Annotated in this window: 12 protein-coding genes; 9 read left to right on the plus strand and 3 right to left on the minus strand. The window is 51.6% G+C overall.

All coding sequences use genetic code 11. The annotated features are described in order from the left end of the window. The first annotated feature begins 42 nt into the window (after positions 1 to 42). Together L21SP2_RS15305 and L21SP2_RS15310 are read left to right on the plus strand one after the other, a co-directional pair. Positions 43 to 1,767, plus strand: coding sequence for a hypothetical protein (locus L21SP2_RS15305; protein WP_024269490.1), 1,725 nt, complete (start codon positions 43 to 45; stop codon positions 1,765 to 1,767). 10 nt (positions 1,768 to 1,777) lie between these two features. Beyond that, positions 1,778 to 3,859, plus strand: a complete 2,082-nt coding sequence (locus L21SP2_RS15310; RefSeq protein ID WP_024269491.1) for a CARDB domain-containing protein — start codon at positions 1,778 to 1,780, stop codon at positions 3,857 to 3,859. Between the two features lie 64 nt (positions 3,860 to 3,923). Here L21SP2_RS15310 and aroF read toward each other — a convergent pair whose 3' ends face one another. Then, on the minus strand, positions 3,924 to 5,975 hold the full coding sequence (gene aroF / locus L21SP2_RS15315) for a 3-deoxy-7-phosphoheptulonate synthase (protein ID WP_041403299.1): 2,052 nt from the start codon (positions 5,973 to 5,975) through the stop codon (positions 3,924 to 3,926). Positions 5,976 to 6,099: 124 nt separating this feature from the next. Next, positions 6,100 to 6,750: a lytic transglycosylase domain-containing protein gene (locus L21SP2_RS15320; RefSeq protein WP_024269493.1), complete on the minus strand. Its 651-nt coding sequence runs from the start codon at positions 6,748 to 6,750 to the stop codon at positions 6,100 to 6,102. Between the two features lie 365 nt (positions 6,751 to 7,115). Between L21SP2_RS15320 and L21SP2_RS15325 the strand changes: the two genes are divergently transcribed. The 4 genes from L21SP2_RS15325 (at position 7,116) to L21SP2_RS15340 (ending at position 11,279) form a co-directional block, all read left to right on the plus strand. Beyond that, positions 7,116 to 8,996: a PP2C family protein-serine/threonine phosphatase gene (locus tag L21SP2_RS15325; RefSeq protein ID WP_024269494.1), complete on the plus strand. Its 1,881-nt coding sequence runs from the start codon at positions 7,116 to 7,118 to the stop codon at positions 8,994 to 8,996. A gap of 16 nt (positions 8,997 to 9,012) precedes the next feature. Further along, a complete protein-coding gene (locus L21SP2_RS15330; RefSeq protein WP_024269495.1) occupies positions 9,013 to 9,351 on the plus strand; it encodes an STAS domain-containing protein in 339 nt (112 codons plus the stop codon). Between the two features lie 13 nt (positions 9,352 to 9,364). Continuing rightward, positions 9,365 to 9,910, plus strand: a complete 546-nt coding sequence (locus L21SP2_RS15335) for an ATP-binding protein (RefSeq protein WP_024269496.1) — start codon at positions 9,365 to 9,367, stop codon at positions 9,908 to 9,910. Positions 9,911 to 10,010: 100 nt separating this feature from the next. Beyond that, entirely contained in the window at positions 10,011 to 11,279 is a 1,269-nt protein-coding gene (locus tag L21SP2_RS15340; protein WP_024269497.1) for a SpoIIE family protein phosphatase, read from the plus strand. 72 nt (positions 11,280 to 11,351) lie between these two features. On the opposite strand, the gene L21SP2_RS15345 is transcribed toward L21SP2_RS15340, so the two are convergent. Continuing rightward, complete coding sequence (locus L21SP2_RS15345; RefSeq protein WP_024269498.1) at positions 11,352 to 13,040, minus strand: coiled-coil domain-containing protein; 1,689 nt, start codon at positions 13,038 to 13,040, stop codon at positions 11,352 to 11,354. 104 nt (positions 13,041 to 13,144) lie between these two features. Here L21SP2_RS15345 and L21SP2_RS15350 point away from each other — a divergent pair, with 104 nt between their 5' ends. The 3 genes from L21SP2_RS15350 to L21SP2_RS15360 are packed head-to-tail and all read left to right on the plus strand — an operon-like array spanning position 13,145 to position 16,029. Beyond that, the gene (locus L21SP2_RS15350; RefSeq protein WP_169730499.1) at positions 13,145 to 13,984 is read left to right on the plus strand and encodes an Hpt domain-containing protein; all 840 of its coding nucleotides are present in this window, start codon (positions 13,145 to 13,147) and stop codon (positions 13,982 to 13,984) included. A 9-nt stretch (positions 13,985 to 13,993) separates the two neighbouring features. Next, the gene (locus L21SP2_RS15355) at positions 13,994 to 14,347 is read left to right on the plus strand and encodes a response regulator (protein ID WP_024269500.1); all 354 of its coding nucleotides are present in this window, start codon (positions 13,994 to 13,996) and stop codon (positions 14,345 to 14,347) included. A gap of 29 nt (positions 14,348 to 14,376) precedes the next feature. Then, the gene (locus L21SP2_RS15360) at positions 14,377 to 16,029 is read left to right on the plus strand and encodes a peptide ABC transporter substrate-binding protein (RefSeq protein WP_024269501.1); all 1,653 of its coding nucleotides are present in this window, start codon (positions 14,377 to 14,379) and stop codon (positions 16,027 to 16,029) included. The last annotated feature ends 61 nt before the right edge of the window (positions 16,030 to 16,090 follow it).

Raw genomic sequence — 16,090 nt, forward strand, 5'->3', positions numbered from 1 at the left:
ATCTGTCGCTGGTTCTATACTACCCTTCATGGAGGAATTCACATGAAGAAAACAGCAGTAGCAGTAATTGCCATCCTGGCAATAGTCTCGGGTATTTCGGCCCAGGAGGCCGTATTCACCGACGGATCAAACACATACATTTCTACCCAGGGCCACGAGATGAATGCCTACGATTATTTAATCAATCCGGCATATTCTGAAATGTTCCAGGGCAGAACCCTGTTTTTTGCTCTGGATAACAGCGGAACCCAATTCGGCGCCCCCCAGGGTATCGAAGCCCTACGTGCCGGCTGGGCGGTAAACGACGGACTTGGCTTCATGTTCGATTATGAAACCCTCAGCGATGCGGATACCGCAAAAGAGGAAGGAAACACTGAACTGGATTACGGAACATATGATCAGGTGACAGGCCAATATGCCACCATCACCGAGAGTGTAAACCAGTTCCTGAAGAACAACAGAAACCGCCACAACCTGCTATTCCACAGTCTGCTGGCACTGGACGGCGGGCTTGGTCTTGCGTTTCAGCTCCATTTCGCCCTTGACTCCTACTCCACCCATCAACTGGAGTATACAAACACATATACAGACACCGCCGATGTGAGCGAAGCGAGCCTGGATACAAAGGGTGACCGCACCGAAACACTGAACAGCCTTCTCAACTCCAACGGCACAAACAGGATCGCATTGGACACAGAACTGGGACTGAATACAGGGTCCCTGCGAAGCAGAATTGCCCTTGGCATCGCATTGGACAATCTCCGGTTGAACAGCAGCTATACTGAAACAGTTACAGATTTTGATGCAGTTGCAGGAATAGATGAAACAATCAGGGACAGCGAGACCATCGAAAGCAGAGAAGGGGCATACTACACAACCAACGGAGACAACGAAAATGCTTCAATCGGCATGAATTTCAATGACCCCACTGCACTCACTGCCCTCTACGCAGGCATCGGTTCGGAAACCGAGCTTCCCCTGGGCGAGCTTTCTCTGATCATCCCCTTCACCTTCGGCATGGAAATCCCTCTGGGAGCAGAATCTGTAGCGACCAGCACTACAGTAACCTACGATGATGCTGCAGCGGATAATCCGGAGACAGGAAGAACCTCTACCATTATCACCACATCACTGGACTCAGCTCTCTACCTGGATTTCATGGCCGGAGCAGGACTGGAGAAAGAGTACAATCCCGCCGATGGCGTCCGGGTTATTCTCAGCCCCACACTCACCGGTGCATTCGGCATCTCAAACGATGTACGAAGCAGAACAGAAGCTGTTCAGACCCAGGTGGATGCAAACAGTGACGGGGACTATGAAGATGCCGGCACAGATACTGATACCACCTACACCGAAAGCGGATACGAGTATCAGCGAAAAAACTATGAAACCACCATAGCTCTGGATATCCCGCTGAGTGCCAGCTGGGAAGCCAATGAGTTACTCACCTTCCAGGCCGGATACAGCATGGGAGTAGAGTTTATTATCGATGCATTGAACACCCTGATAACCGGAGATGCGGGTTATATCTATGAAGCGTTCAGTGACAATCTGGAAGATGCAAACTCTTATGCCCAGCGGACGAAGGACGGCAGCAGCAGCCAAAGCACCCCCGATTCATCAACCAGCTTCGATTTCGGATTCACCAGCGGCGGCAGCTTCGGTGTGCAGCTGAATATTTCCGAGAACTTTATGGTGGATCTCAAGGCAACAGGCACCCAGGTTGAATTCGATGCATTCACCGTAATGGGTATCATGAAGTACTAAGGAGATAACTATGTTACGTAAAATACTCAGTATTGCCGGGCTCATCGCCGCGGCAATGCTGCTCAGCGGTTGTCCGGGCTTGCTCACTTCAAGCCTGAACAGCGACCTGGTGATTTCCCTGGGACGATTCCGTCCCGAGGAAAACGGCGGGCTTGTATCAGCCGTGGGCGGCGAAATGCATATACCGGTACAAATCAGCGACCTGTCGGGAAATGAAGTTACCGGCCCATTCGATGTGAGTTTCACCCTCTCCGGAGATGCTGATTTAAGCACCGACGGCGATAACATCGATGCGGGAAGCGCAAGCATTACAGACGGGACAGTTCAAAATGTTTCCCTGGATGTTCCTGCCGCTGTGGTTGCAGGAGGTTATACTCTGTTTGCAAGTTTTTCTGCGGCTGAGGGCGATCCTGCGGTGGAAATCGGAGATGAACTGCTGAACATCGGAAGTGTGGGCATTAATTTTCTGGCTACAAATGAAGCGGATCTTGAAATCCAATTTGTCGATCCCCAAAGTATTTTCCGGAATGCAGGATCCACCTTTAATCTTTCCTACCGGGTAAGCAACACCGGAGGCAAGGCAATCAGCTCCGGCACAGATATTCTCACCGATTTCGAAATCGATATAGATGGTACTCCTACCGAGTTCGGCAGCAACACCATCACATTGGAAAACGATCTGTTCCCCACTGATTATGTGACAGCAACTGCTGAAATCAGCATGCCCACTCTCACCCAGATGGCTGCAGATGCATCAGTGGACGAGGCGGATCTGACCATCTGGAACGGAACGCTTACGGGTACCATTGATCCCGATGACAGCATCCCAGAAATTGCTGAGGGCGGAACGGACACATTTTCCGTAAGCTCGGGAAATCGAAAACCCGAGTTATCCGTCAGCAGCATCGATTTGCCCGATACGGCGAAGGTTGGGGGACCCGTGGAATTCGCGGTTACCATAACCAACAGCGGAACCAGCCTGGCAGCTGCAGGAAGTTACGGACTGCTGCTGTTTCATGACGTCAACTCCAACGCAGATTATGATGTGGGAACCGATACGGAAATCGACACCATCAGCTCCACGGCAGCCGTACCTTACGATCTCACAGGGGGAAATGACGAAGTAATTTACTTCGCTTCGGATTTTTCTGTGGAGAACTATCCCGCAAGCATTACGGAAGGCGGACAGGAGATCGGCGTGGTTATTACCGGCGATCTGGATGAGTATAACACCGGAAATAACAGCTCATCCGCATCTATAACCTTCATCGATTCCCTGGTGGATCTGGAAATTCTTAGAATTACCAGCAGTCTTTCATCATTCATCGACGAGGGAACCGGAGGAACCATCCCCCTCGATCTGAAGATCATCAACAGCGGTGAAGAAACAGTTACCACTGACTTCGATATCGAGTTCTTTGCAAGTGATGACGGATTCCTCAATGTGGCGGACACCAACCTGGGAACCATAGAAATAACCGAAGATATCGCAGCGGGTGAAATTCTGGATGTCCCCTTCGATGGCAGCTTTCCCGCCGGTGAAGGTGCGGGATTTTACACCGTTTTTGCCTTCGTGGACAGAAACGCCGAAGTAGCTGAAACAGATGAGGACAACAATCTTCCTGACGATCCCGACGAGACCCCGGTATACGTGGTGGTTGATGATGGGGCAACCAGTCTGAATGCAAATGTATTGGTGAAAAATCCTGAAAGCGTTTCAGGAACCAACTACCACACGATCTATTTCTACGATTCAGTGTGGACGCTAACGAACAGCTCAAGTGAGTGGCAGTACAGCCCTCTGGAATCTGATTCAATGGCGATCACCCTTACTCCCGGTCAGGATCACGGCCTGCGCTTCAGAAATAATTATCGCAATCTTGCCTTAGCTTTCAGATTGGTACCGGATTACGTGTTTGATGTCGCCAACTACACCATGATTTCGGTTCCTCTGAGGGATGACGGGTTCGGAGATAATACATCCACCGCTTCCGCCGTAGATCTCAGCGGGACCAACAATCCGTTCTTTGGTTTGGTTGGCATCTATGAGTCAGAAGATGACGAAGACAATTATTTTACATTCAGTTTCTGATCGGTAAAATACTTCTCCTGGCGAAACCGGGCTGTCTGGGACCTGTTCTCAGGCGGCCCTTTTTTTACCCCCGCCCGTACACACCAAGCACCCGGATATCATCCGAGTACTCTGAAATGTCCTCCAGGGCCTTCCGGAAGTCTTCTTCCCTGCCGTCAATATCCACATCCAGATAGAACATATATTCCCAGGGTTTTCCGTGAATGGGGCGGGATTCGAGCTTGCTCAGGTTGAGCTTCCGGCTGCTGAGCCGTTCCATGCAGCTGAGAAGGGCTCCCGGACGGTCGGGCGTACTGAACACCAGTGAGGCCTTCTGGGCAGGGGCGGAGCCGGCCTGATCCTCCCGCTGTATGACCACGAATCGGGTGTAGTTATTGGGATTGGTTTCGATCCCCTCCTTGAGCACTTCCAGCCCGTACACTCCCGCAGCCGCCGCATTGGCTATGGCCCCGTAACGGGGGTTCTCCTCCCGGGCCACATAGGCAACCGCCCCGGCGGTGTCGTAGAAGGGCCGCCGCTCACAGTCCTTCAGACCGTCCAGATAGCGGCTGCACTGGGCAAGCCCCTGGGGATGGGAATATACGGCTTCAAGATCTTCGGGACGGGCTCCCGGCAGCCCCATGAGGCTGTGTTGTATGCGGATCTTGATTTCTCCGCTGATCACGATGTCGGGGAACTGAAGCAGCAAATCATAATTCTCATGAATGGAACCGGTGAGGGAGTTTTCTATGGGTAGAATCGCATAGGCGGCCTCTCCAGCCAGCACCCTGGTGAAGGCGGTCTTGAAATCGGGGCAGGGAATACTGCGGATGGAGGGAATATCAGGGGAGAAGTAGCGGTACAGTGCCATTTCGCTGTACGCCCCCGCCTCTCCCTGAAATGCGATTGGAACGGCAGACAGGTTTTCACCTGCCGGTCCTGGTTTATCGGCAGAGGAGGCCCGGGTATCGTCTTCCTGCCCGCCGGCTCCGGCTCCGGGCTGGTTCGCCCCGAGCTGGGCCGATCCGTCCTGGGCCGCCCCGCCCCGGTTCAGGGCACCGCGGTTCACCGAGCCGCTTCCCGGGGAAGTACCGGTGAGAATTTCATAGCTCCGAAGAGGAATGCGTTCCAGTTCACGGTGAAGCACCGGACAGAGTGCTTCGATGTCCCGGGCAAGTTTCTCAAACTGCTGGGGGTAGAGGCTTTGAGCGCCGTCGGATTTGGCATGGTCCGGGTCCGGGTGCACTTCCACCATCAGGCCGTCGGCTCCTGCGCTCACCCCGGCCATTGCCATGGGCATCACATTTTCCCGTATGCCGGTGGCATGGCTCGGGTCTACAATTACCGGCAGGTGGCTGAGCTTCTTCACCACGGGAATAGAAGAGAGATCCAGACTGTTGCGCGTATATGTCTCGAATGTGCGTATGCCCCGTTCGCAGAGCACCACATTATCTGTGCCGTGGGCCATCAGGTATTCGGCTGCCATGAGCCATTCTTCGATCCGGGCGGACAGCCCACGTTTCAACAGCACGGGCATGCCGGTTTGGCCAACGGCCTTCAAGAGCTCGAAGTTCTGCATGTTTCTGGCCCCGATCTGGAACATATCAACAAAAGCCAGCATATCATCCACATGCTGGGGGGAAACGATCTCCGAGACAACCGGAAGCCCGTAGGCATCCCCCGCCTCCCTGAGATACTTCAGTCCTTCCGACCCCAGCCCCTGGAAGCTGTAGGGCGAAGTGCGCGGCTTATAGGCACCTCCCCTGAGCATCACTGCGCCGGCATCCCGAACGGTCCGGGCGGTCTCCATGATCTGTTCCCGGCTCTCCACCGAACAGGGGCCGGCAATGAGGGCGATACGCCCGCCGCCGATGCGCACAGAACCGATGCTCACAACGGTATCCTGCTGTTTAAGCTCCCGGGATGCCAGCTTGTAGGGCTTGGAGATGGGAATGACCCGCTGCACTCCGGGCTGAACCTCCACATCACGAATATCCAGAACCGCAGGTCCCACCGCTCCGAAGATTGTCTCTTCCTCGCCGATTATTTCTTTTACCCGGTATCCGTGGTCCTGGAGATAGTTTCGAAGTCTGGACTTATCGTCCTCATGAATGTGCTGATGGAGAATTATAACCATGGATGAAGCATAGCATACCCTGCCCGGCCGCCGCCAGAGAAACAGCAGGTCCCCCAACCGGCTTCCAACGGTGCGGGAAGGGGACCGGAAGTTTTTATATCCGGTTGTGGATCTTCACCGGTGATCAGGGAGTGTGGGAGGCTGCGGGGACCGCCGCCAGGTTCAGCACCCGGTGGGGAATTTCAGCAACGAGATAGCGGTAAAACTCCTCTTCCAGTGTGCGGCGGTATTCGTGAATTTTCGCAATGTAGCGGATGGTACTTGCAGGAATATCCCCCCGCTTCACCTTTCCGTAACCGGCATTATAAATTGCCAACGCCTCATCAAGACTGGAGGACACGGAAAGACACCATTCCAAATGTGACACTCCGTAGCTTGCATTCAGATCCGGGTCGAAAAAATCATGTTCATTCAGATGAGGAAATGCCAGGTTATTCAGCTGGAACACCCCCCGGTCTATGGAAGTTGCGTTCTGATTCACCGCATCCGGAAGAAAGCGGCTTTCGGTGTGCATGAGTGAAAAAACCAGTGTAAACGGAAGATTATGCTTATCCGAATAATACATGGCCGACAATGCAACCTGTTCAGAGCCTGCAAGACTTACAAAGAAATCCTTCACCGCACCCCGTGTCTGTGGGTTTCGGTAAAAATGGATTGCCGGTGCATCCGAATAGAAAAACACATCCAGAGACGGCAGGTCAGGCTGTCCTGCGCTGCCGTACAGTTCCGATTTTTCGGGAATATAAAAGGCGACCTTTCTGCTTTTCCGGTTCATGCGGTGTTCCAGAACGGTAGAAGCAGTTTCCGCTCTCCGTGGATTAAAATAGAGTCCGCTTCCGCTTAATGTGAGGGCGCCCAGTATCAGGAAAATTATCCGATTAATACCGTCCTCCTGTTTTTATTTTTACATGTATTTGAGGGCATAACCATCTGCTGCACAGAAAGTTACAGCCTCATACCAATCAATTGCCACGACGCTCAATGGCTGCCGATGCCGTGTCAGCGGACGAAATTAGCACAGTCCGGATAAAAATTCCATAACTCGCCCGCCTGAACTCATGGTTTTTTAACATCCGCAGTTTATGTTTTGCAGATATCAGCTTCTTGTTTCGACGTATCCGGTAGCTTGTGTGGTAATATATGAAAGAACTTCTACAAAATCCAGGATTTTTCGCTGAACTGGCACTGGCAATAATCCTTCTGATCTATTCTCTGAGAATTCGCCGGAAAACCGGTGGAGGCAGCATGGCTCTCCCCGTTGTGGCCATGATTCTGATCGCCGGCATTATCATCCGCGGAATCAGCTCCTCTCCGGAAAGAATTCTCCCGTTCATCGGGCTGGGATTCATGGCAGGGCTGCTGTTCTGGGTCCGCGGACATATCAGAATTGCTCATCCTGCCATCCTCTGGCTGCTTGTGGCCGGATCCGGAATCGGCATGCTGGCCCTCAGTCTTATTGATTTTTCATCCGGCGCTCTGGCACCCGCAGGGAGCGGTATTCTCCTTCTGCTTTGGTCTGTTACGGTAGTCAGCATTGTCATCAATATATTCGGCGGGGAAAAAGGCGGCACGGTAATTTCCAAAAGCCGCAGCCTGATATTGGCGGGCCCGCCGATACTTTGGGTTCTCCCGCTGCTGCTCGGCTGGGAGCACCAGTTTGTACGGGAGATACTCCCGGTCTTACTTCCCATTCTGCCCTTCGCACTGCTGTTTATTACCGACAGATCCCTTGAGGAAGAGAACAGGTTCACCCAGTACCAGCTGAACGAAAATCTGGAAATGATTTTTTCCATCATCCGTAATCTGGGAAATATGATGATCAGCGATCGTCAGGCCAGGGATATCAATACTCAAATTCTCACTGCAGCCGTTCGAAGCGCACGGGCAGGAACCGGCGTACTTCTGCTGGTTGAGGACGCAGAGGAAAAACTGATGAAAATCGAAGCCGTGGAAGGGGAAAATCCCCTGAAACTTGAGCTTCAGGACCTCAGGCCGGTACGGATCCAGGAGGGTGAAGGGGGAACCGAGGAGCATTACCGTATTCCCCGGGGACTGATTTCAGAAGTGCTTCAAACCGGCGTCTCCCGGCGGGATGGCAGCAGCTCCAATGGCGAGCGATTTTTTGCCCCCCTGGTATTGTCAAAAAAGGTGTACGGACTCATGGTGATAGCCCGGCCGGAACACCCCGTTGGATTCACCGCCCTGGATCTTCAGCATCTGGATTCGTTCATTCAGTTTTCCAGTATCACCATACAGAACATACAGATGTTTCTGGAAGGGCATGAGCGGCGGCGGATTCATAGTGAATCGGAGATATCCGGTGAAATACAGCACATGCTGATTCCCCGGAAGTTCCGTGGAGATAAAAATATTCAAATTGTTGGAAATCTGGAACCGGCTCCCGGAGTCCACAGCGACTATCTGGATATGATTTCGGGGGACGGCATGAAACCTTCCATGATTCTCTGTGATATTGCCGGCCGGGGGATGGCATCCTCCATGGTCATGACCATGATCCGGGCGACATTTCATTTAATCGGTGGTTCCGGGAGGAATGCCGGAAGCATTCTCAGCTGGATTAACCGGGCTGTGACCCGGCGCATCAGACTGGACCGCTTCGCCAACATGATTTACCTCAGCTATGATCCGGAAAAATCCGTAATAGAATATGCAGGAGCCGCACACCAGCCCATATTTCTTTACCGGCTTGAAGCAGGAAGTATTGAGCGTCTGGAAAGCAGCGATCCGCCCATCGGAATCGATCCCAGAACCCAATACCGGACACGGAAGATTCATGTGGAATCCGGTGATATACTGCTTCTTTACAGCGACGGAGTTATTGAAACCCGCAATACTCAGGGAGTACAATTCGGGTATAAAAACCTGAGCAGGAGTCTGGTGGCAAATCACCATCTGGACGCCCAGGGCCTGTGCGACAGCCTGGTGGATGAACTCAACGGATTTCAAGGCAAGGCGGGCCAGGATGACGATAGAAGCATTATGGCGGTAAAGATACGATAATCTCTGGAGGATTTTAATGGAATTGAAATTACGGAAACTTCAGGACATCTATGTAATAGATGTCATCGGCGAGCTTGATATGTACAATACATCCAAACTAATGGATCTGTTTATGAAGATGGTCGATAAGAATGTTTCCCGCATTATCGTAAATCTTGACGGAGTGCATTATCTGGACTCCAGCGGAGTTGGTACACTCATCAGCATATATTCAACAGTTCAACAAAAAGATATCAAATTCTGCCTTGCCAACGTACACAGCACCGCCAGAAAAGTGATGGAGCTTACCCGTCTCACCGGCTATTTTCCCATAGAAGAAACCATCGAAGCTGCCATTGGACGGGTAAACAGCTGATTTAGGAGGATCAATGGACGACACAGTTAAGCAAATCCAGATAAACGGAAACAGTCCTCTGTTCAACACAGATGATATGTTTTACAAGGAATTCCCCAGCGATTTCCGGCAGATCCGCTATTTCACCCTTCTGATTGTGCAGAAAGCACCCATGGAAATTAAGGAACTGAATCTTCTGGAACAGCAAATCAGCGAAGTAATTAAAAATGCGGTAAAACACGGAAACAAAAGCGATCCGTCCAAGACGGTGAAAGTATGGTACAGATTTTCCCGGGAGGAAGCCCGGATTATCGTCGAGGATGAAGGACCGGGATTCCAGAACATCGAAGAGTGGAACGATTTTAACCGCAAGCGAATGGAATGCGTACAGAAAGACGATTTCTCTGAACTGGCCAGGTACGTGTCGTACCGGGGAAAAACCAGCGATGAAACAGACGGGGGAAATGCCCTGTTCGCAGCCGTGGAATACTGGAACGGCGGCTATGTGTTTACCGAAAAGCGCAACAAAGTGGCTGCCCAGAAAATTTTTCCCCGAAAACATTTAAATCTGGATGAATAACCCTCCGGCTGTTATTTTATATGATGAATCACTGTTTATAATATGAACCACTGTCCGTTCATTCATACATATCCCCAGGGCAGAAGAGAAGGAACCCCCCATGAGCACCGAACATAACGCGGAACTTGACAGCCTGCTGAGCGATTTCAATAACGAACTGCAGGAAGAACAGGAAGTCTTCGATACAGAAAACAAGAAAGTGATGAAGCTGGCCAGGGAATTTAAAGATCCCGGCGAGTCGATCATCAAGCTGGTCTCCAGCCGCTGGTATGTTGAGGCGGATGCGAACCTTCTGGATCTTGCGGATGACCTGAGTGTTGAGCAGGATGTTCAGGCAGTGGGTGTGACAGATGAGAAAGGAAAAGTCACCGGTCTTATCAACCGCAGAGATCTTTTCGACCTTCTCAGCCGTCCTTTCGGACGTGATGTAATGCGCCGGGAACAGGTGGATCGTGTTACGGCAAATGAAGAGGCAATTTACTACGACACGAATATTTTTTCCGTATCGGAACGGCTGAGTCAGTTCGACCATCGGGGTGAAGTGCACTACTTCCCGCTGAAAACCGGCTCAGGAGAGTTCGCCGGCGTATTTTCCTCCCAGGATCTACTTATTTATCTCTCAGATATGACTCAGCAGGATATTTCTCTGGCCCGGGCAATCCAGAACCGTGTTGTGAAAGAATTTTCCTATCTGAAAGAGGCGGATTTTGAGATGGCGGCCTCCTCCACCATGGCCAAGGGCGTGGGAGGAGATTTTTATACTTCCAAGAACTTTGCGCCCAACAGATGGCTTTTTTCCCTGTGCGATGTCTCGGGAAAGGGAGTTTCAGCAGCACTCATTACTTCTGCCCTATGGGGAACCATTAAAGCCTTCGATAACCGACGGGGAATCGCATCTCTGGTGCGCACCCTCAATGACTTTTTTATTACCACATTTGAGCTGGAAAAATATGTTACAGGCGTGTTCTTCGACCTGAATCTTGAAAACGGAAGCATCAATATAGCAGACATGGGGCATGGACTTGCCTTTATCCTGCGAGAAGGAAAGCTGCTGAAGATCAAAAGCCACGATAAAAACTATCCTGTGGGAGTCATGGAGACCATATCCCCCGAAGTCTTTCATTACAGCCTGAAACCCGGCGACTTACTCATTCTGATTACCGACGGTATTATTGAGCAGGAAAATGCCAGGGGAGAGGCATTCGGGCTGAAGCGTCTGAAGGATTTTCTCACATCTCATCAGCAGGAAAACCTGAAAACTGTCCGTGTACGACTCCTGGAAGAGTTTCACGCCTTCAGAAAGCAGACGGCACTCCACGACGACGTCACATTTTTCATGCTGCGCTACAAAGGCAAAAACCCGGGATGAGCTGCCGATTCAGCTCATCACCCGGGTTTCATATTGTCGTTGGCGGAAAAGCAGCTTGTCGCTGGCCGAAAATCAGTCTTCTGTACTGAGCACCTGAAGGTTACGGAATTCTCCGGCATTCAGTGTTCTCAGTGCCATATCAACTCCCGATTCAATACCGAACCAGGTTTTATACCGGAGCTTTTCCTCACCGTTCACCGCCACGGTAATGTATTCGTCATCGGGCTGATACAGCAGTTCAATGTTCAGCCATTCGCCCAGGGATTCGGGAATGGCAGCTGACAGAACCCGGGCCATATTAATATCGTCACTTGAGCGGTACAGCTCCATGTAGGTCTGATCGTTTCCGTATGTGTCCCGATCCCGGGTGAACCAGAGCAGAAGGCTCTCACCGTATCCATAGCCCCGTTTCTCAACTCCCGAGGCGAATATGTGCACGCCGAATCCCACCCATCCGGCTTGCCGGGAACGTGCATCGAAGCTGTATAGGGTGGGTCTGCTGTCCTGGGCAAGGGGAAGTTCCAATTTCGCGAAGAACTCCCCGGGGTCTGTCTGCCGAATGGCCGACCCGCTTTGCTCCCAACTGCCGATCTGGGTTGAGGCGATGGAAAAACCTTCCTGAACATCCCTGGTCAGCCGGGGACGCATCACTTCGATCACGCCCTTTTCAAGGAGCTCACGGCGGATATCCTGCTCCAGCTCATTCCGCTCACCCGCAAGCCGGGAATTTTCCACCTTCAGATCCCGAATTTCATCTTCCAGGGTTTCAATGCGCTGTGTGTACTCCCGCACATCCTGACCTGCCAGCCGTTCAGAACGGTCTTCCCCGGCACTCTCTTCCGGAACCGATTCCCGGAGAGCGGAAATTTCTGTTTCCAGGCCGGAAATATGATCTTCAAGGGAATCAATTTTCTGGAGAAGGGTACCAATGCGCTGGATCAGTTCCTGGTTGATTTCCTCCACGTTTGAGTCTGTTCCGCCGGATTCAGCGGCAGCGTTATCTTCCGGATCCGATTCATCAGCCGCAGATTCCGCAGTCTCCCGGGCACTCTCCTCAGCTGCTGCTTCAGAAGCTGTAAGCCGGGCCTGCAAATTATCCACTTCACCCAGTAGATCCGACTTTTCTTTTTTCAGCTGTTCCAGCTGTTCCTGAATTTCCGCATTTTTCGTTCTCAGCTGTTCCAGGCTGCCGTTCATGCTCCCCACCTGGGCGAGAAGCCGGGTGTTTCGTTCTGTCAGTTCCGCAAGCTGTTCCTGCTGTCTATCCAGTGTTTCAGGGTCGCTGAGACCGGCATCCAGGGTAATCCGGGAAAGGGAGGAGCCCACCAGCTTTCCGGCCTGCAGTCCGCCGCTGAGGCGCAGTGCATCATCCCTCAATTCCAGGCGTGTACTGTATGGTTTTCCGTTTATCAGTATTCCGTCGATAACCAGGGCTGAATCCTCCACCGTAACCCGGGCAAAATCCAGCACCACGTTATCCGGCAGTACCGGCTCCCCCTGCTGGGCTATCAGCTCGGTCACTACCCAGTTCCCATTCTGTTCTTTGAAGAGTACCGAATAGGGCTCTCCCTCAATGCGTACCGAGCGAATCAGAAATGCAGATGGCCCGGCTATGCTCAATCGTGCTTCGGAGAAATCTATAGTCTCAAAATCTATGGTATCTAATTGAACAGTGGATGGCTCATCACTTGTGTCCTGTGCTCCCAGTGAAATCACCGGGATTAATAAACAGGTAACAGCCATCCGCCAGACAAATTTCATATGCTCCCCCCGAGACCCGTCACCTCATCTATCTCCGGAGTCTCTCTCTTAGGATTTTCGGCATCTGAAAAAGCTTCTTTAGCAAGTATGTAATGGAGAGCATTATGGACTATAGTTACACTATGATACCGGCTGATGCCCCTCTGGAAGAACTTGCATCAACTCTCGCCAAACTCCCGGCGGATGCTCACTCAGAAGGAAATTTCAGTGTTCAATGGGCGTTTTCACAAGGGAAGTTTCAATACACCCCGGTATTTTCCGATACGGCAGAGCTGATCCGGGATTTGCTGGGTGATATTGCAGATCTTGGCTACCGGAGTTTCACCGTGCAGATTTCCAGCAGCGCCGAACAGGAAGACAGCACCGCTGGACGGGAAAACAGCACCGCCGGACAGGAAAAACCGGGCGATCATCAGCTTCCCAGAGTCCGCTACCAGGTTCAATGCAGCCGCCGGACATTATATGCGTCGGGGGATCTGGACAGCGTATTGCGACAGCTTATGGAAAACCGGGAGGAAAAGCTGTCTCCCCGGTATGATGTATCACAATACACCCTGCATCTTCGCTGCAGCGTATTATGTACGGAAATCGAATATTCGGCCCGGGAGGACGGTGTGCCGGTGGACCTGGATGAGCTGAAGAAAAAAATCCAGGACGGTGATATGTACCGAACGATGATTCAGTTGTTCAAGGATAAAACACCCCAGCGGATCATTGAGTGGAAAAAGGCCTTTCAAAAGGGGGATGTTCAGGAAGCCCACCGTATCATCCACAGCTTAAAAGGAAGTGCAATGAATATCAGCGCACTGCGTCTTTCCCAGCTTGCCCGAAGGCTGGAAATTGCCTTAAAAATCCATCATACTGACGATGCAGAGAAACTGCTTGATCTGGTAGAAAAAGAATTGCAGCGGGTCATGGATTATCTAGAACGCAACACTCCCTGAGGATCCTGTATGGCATCGATACTATATGCGGAAGATGAATTCACAAACCGGAAGCTCATAGAAATTCAGCTGCAGCGGGCCAATTTGAATTGTGACCTTGCGTGCAACGGGGAAGAAGCCTGGGAGATGTTTCAGAACGGAGATTACAAACTCATTATTCTGGACCGGTACATGCCGAAAATGAACGGTGATGAACTGGCGCGGAAAATCAAGCAGGTTCGTCCTGATATCCCCCTGATTGCCATAACCAGTGATGACAGCGATGTAAAACAACTTCGGGAAGCAGGTTTTTCCGAGATTTTTATTAAGCCTCTCCATGGACGTGAGTATATTACACTCATCAGGCAGTACCTGGAAGATTAAAAAACCAAGACAATAACGCGGAGTTATCATTGCATACGAAAACATTACAGCGCATATTTCAGCATTCAAAGGGCCTGCTGGCCAGCCCCCTTATGTTTCTTCTGTTGTTTACCGCATTCCTTCTTAGTTCAGGAGTGCAAGCATTTGGAGACGAATCCACAGAGGATGAAGACCAGACCTCAAGCTTTATCATGAGTCTTCTCCCTTCAAATATTGAATTCAACCCATTGTACACCTACTCTTCCCTGGAAGCGCAGGTGTACAGCGCATTATTCGAGGGGCTGGTATCATACGACCCCTTTTCCCTTGAGCCCATTCCCGGCGTCGCCCGGCGATGGGAAATTCTGGAAGAAGGTACACTGTACCGCTTCCATCTCAGACAAGGGGCCAGATACTGGAATGGTGATACGGTTCGGGCCGAGGATTTTCGTGACACATGGCTGAAACTGCTGGACCCGGAAACCGATGCTCCCTTTGCCTTTCTGTTGGATCCAGTGGTCAACGCCCGGGAATACCGCAGAGGTAGACTGGAAGAAGGTGAAAAACCCGCGATCCGGGTTGTGGACAGTCGGACGCTGGAAGTGGAGCTGCACAGTCCTGCACAGCATTTTCTCTCCATATTGGCCCACCAGAGCCTGGTCCCCGTACACCCCGACGCATTGGAGGTCCGGGACTGGTCAGGTTTTGATTCTCCCCCGGGGAACGGTCCGTACTATATTGTTGAACAGGATGAATCACATATCCGCATGAAACGAAATGAGCTGTATTGGGATAGAAGAAACTCCCATTACGATGAAATTATTATTGAGTTCAACGAAAATCATACGGCAACCACCAGAAGATTCAACTCCGGCGAAATCCACTGGATCTACAGCGGGTTTGATCTCAGCGAGCTCAATCTTGCCAATTCCCTGCAGATAACCCCCCAGTTCTCAACCAGCTATTATTTCATTAATTCACGAAAACCGCCCTTCGATGATCCGCGCATCAGGGAAGCCCTGCTGAAGCTGCTTCCCCTGGAACAGATTCGCAGCGATGAGGTGCATTTTGTTCCAGCCACCACTCTTGTACCCCAAATTCCCGGATATCCGGATGTGGAAGGTATAGAACAAACGGATGCCCAGAGAGCCCAAACCTTGCTTGAGGAAGCAGGATATCCCTCGGGAGACGGCCTGCCCGATCTCAACATCGTTCTCACTCCCGGCAGCGAGAGCCGAAGGGTTTCAGAACTGATGAAAACCGCCTGGGAGGAACAGCTTGATGTACAGGTACGGGTTGAATTTATCGATTTTGCACGCTATCAGCGGGAACTGAAAGACAGCGGTTTCACCGTGGGGTCATTATCCTGGATAGGCGATTATGCTGATCCCATGAGTTTTCTGCAGATGTGGGACAGTGACAGCAGCATCAATGACGCCGGCTACAGCGATGATACATACGATCGTCTTCTTACAGAAAGCAATTCCCTCACCGGTCTCTCCAGATATGAAAAACTTGCCGAAGCCGAACAGCATTTGCTGGACAGCTCAATTCTCCTTCCGGTGAATCACAGTCCTGCCATCCATCTGGTAAACCTTGATGCGGTGGGCGGATGGTATCCCAATCCTCTGGATATCCATCCGTTTAAGTATCTGTACGAAATCAAACTTACCCCGCCCTCCAACATCGCAGGGAATCAATAAGCCCCGTTGACGGGGCATCCCGCTCCCGTGCCCCGGAGGGCTGTTTTCCGGGGCGCTGTTC

It is taken from the genome of Salinispira pacifica, assembly GCF_000507245.1.
GTDB classification, from domain to species: Bacteria; Spirochaetota; Spirochaetia; order DSM-27196; family Salinispiraceae; genus Salinispira; species Salinispira pacifica.

Excerpts from the sequence above, each read along its gene's own strand:
- L21SP2_RS15310 (WP_024269491.1), top strand. The coding sequence starts at position 1,778 with ATGTTACGTAAAATACTCAGTATTGCCGGGCTCATCGCCGCGGCAATG.
- L21SP2_RS15335 (WP_024269496.1), top strand. The coding sequence starts at position 9,365 with ATGGACGACACAGTTAAGCAAATCCAGATAAACGGAAACAGTCCTCTG.
- L21SP2_RS15345 (WP_024269498.1), bottom strand. The coding sequence starts at position 13,040 with ATGAAATTTGTCTGGCGGATGGCTGTTACCTGTTTATTAATCCCGGTG.
- L21SP2_RS15320 (WP_024269493.1), bottom strand. The coding sequence starts at position 6,750 with ATGAACCGGAAAAGCAGAAAGGTCGCCTTTTATATTCCCGAAAAATCG.
- aroF (WP_041403299.1), bottom strand. The coding sequence starts at position 5,975 with ATGGTTATAATTCTCCATCAGCACATTCATGAGGACGATAAGTCCAGA.
- L21SP2_RS15330 (WP_024269495.1), top strand. The coding sequence starts at position 9,013 with ATGGAATTGAAATTACGGAAACTTCAGGACATCTATGTAATAGATGTC.
- L21SP2_RS15355 (WP_024269500.1), top strand. The coding sequence starts at position 13,994 with ATGGCATCGATACTATATGCGGAAGATGAATTCACAAACCGGAAGCTC.
- L21SP2_RS15340 (WP_024269497.1), top strand. The coding sequence starts at position 10,011 with ATGAGCACCGAACATAACGCGGAACTTGACAGCCTGCTGAGCGATTTC.
- L21SP2_RS15305 (WP_024269490.1), top strand. The coding sequence starts at position 43 with ATGAAGAAAACAGCAGTAGCAGTAATTGCCATCCTGGCAATAGTCTCG.
- L21SP2_RS15325 (WP_024269494.1), top strand. The coding sequence starts at position 7,116 with ATGAAAGAACTTCTACAAAATCCAGGATTTTTCGCTGAACTGGCACTG.
- L21SP2_RS15350 (WP_169730499.1), top strand. The coding sequence starts at position 13,145 with ATGGACTATAGTTACACTATGATACCGGCTGATGCCCCTCTGGAAGAA.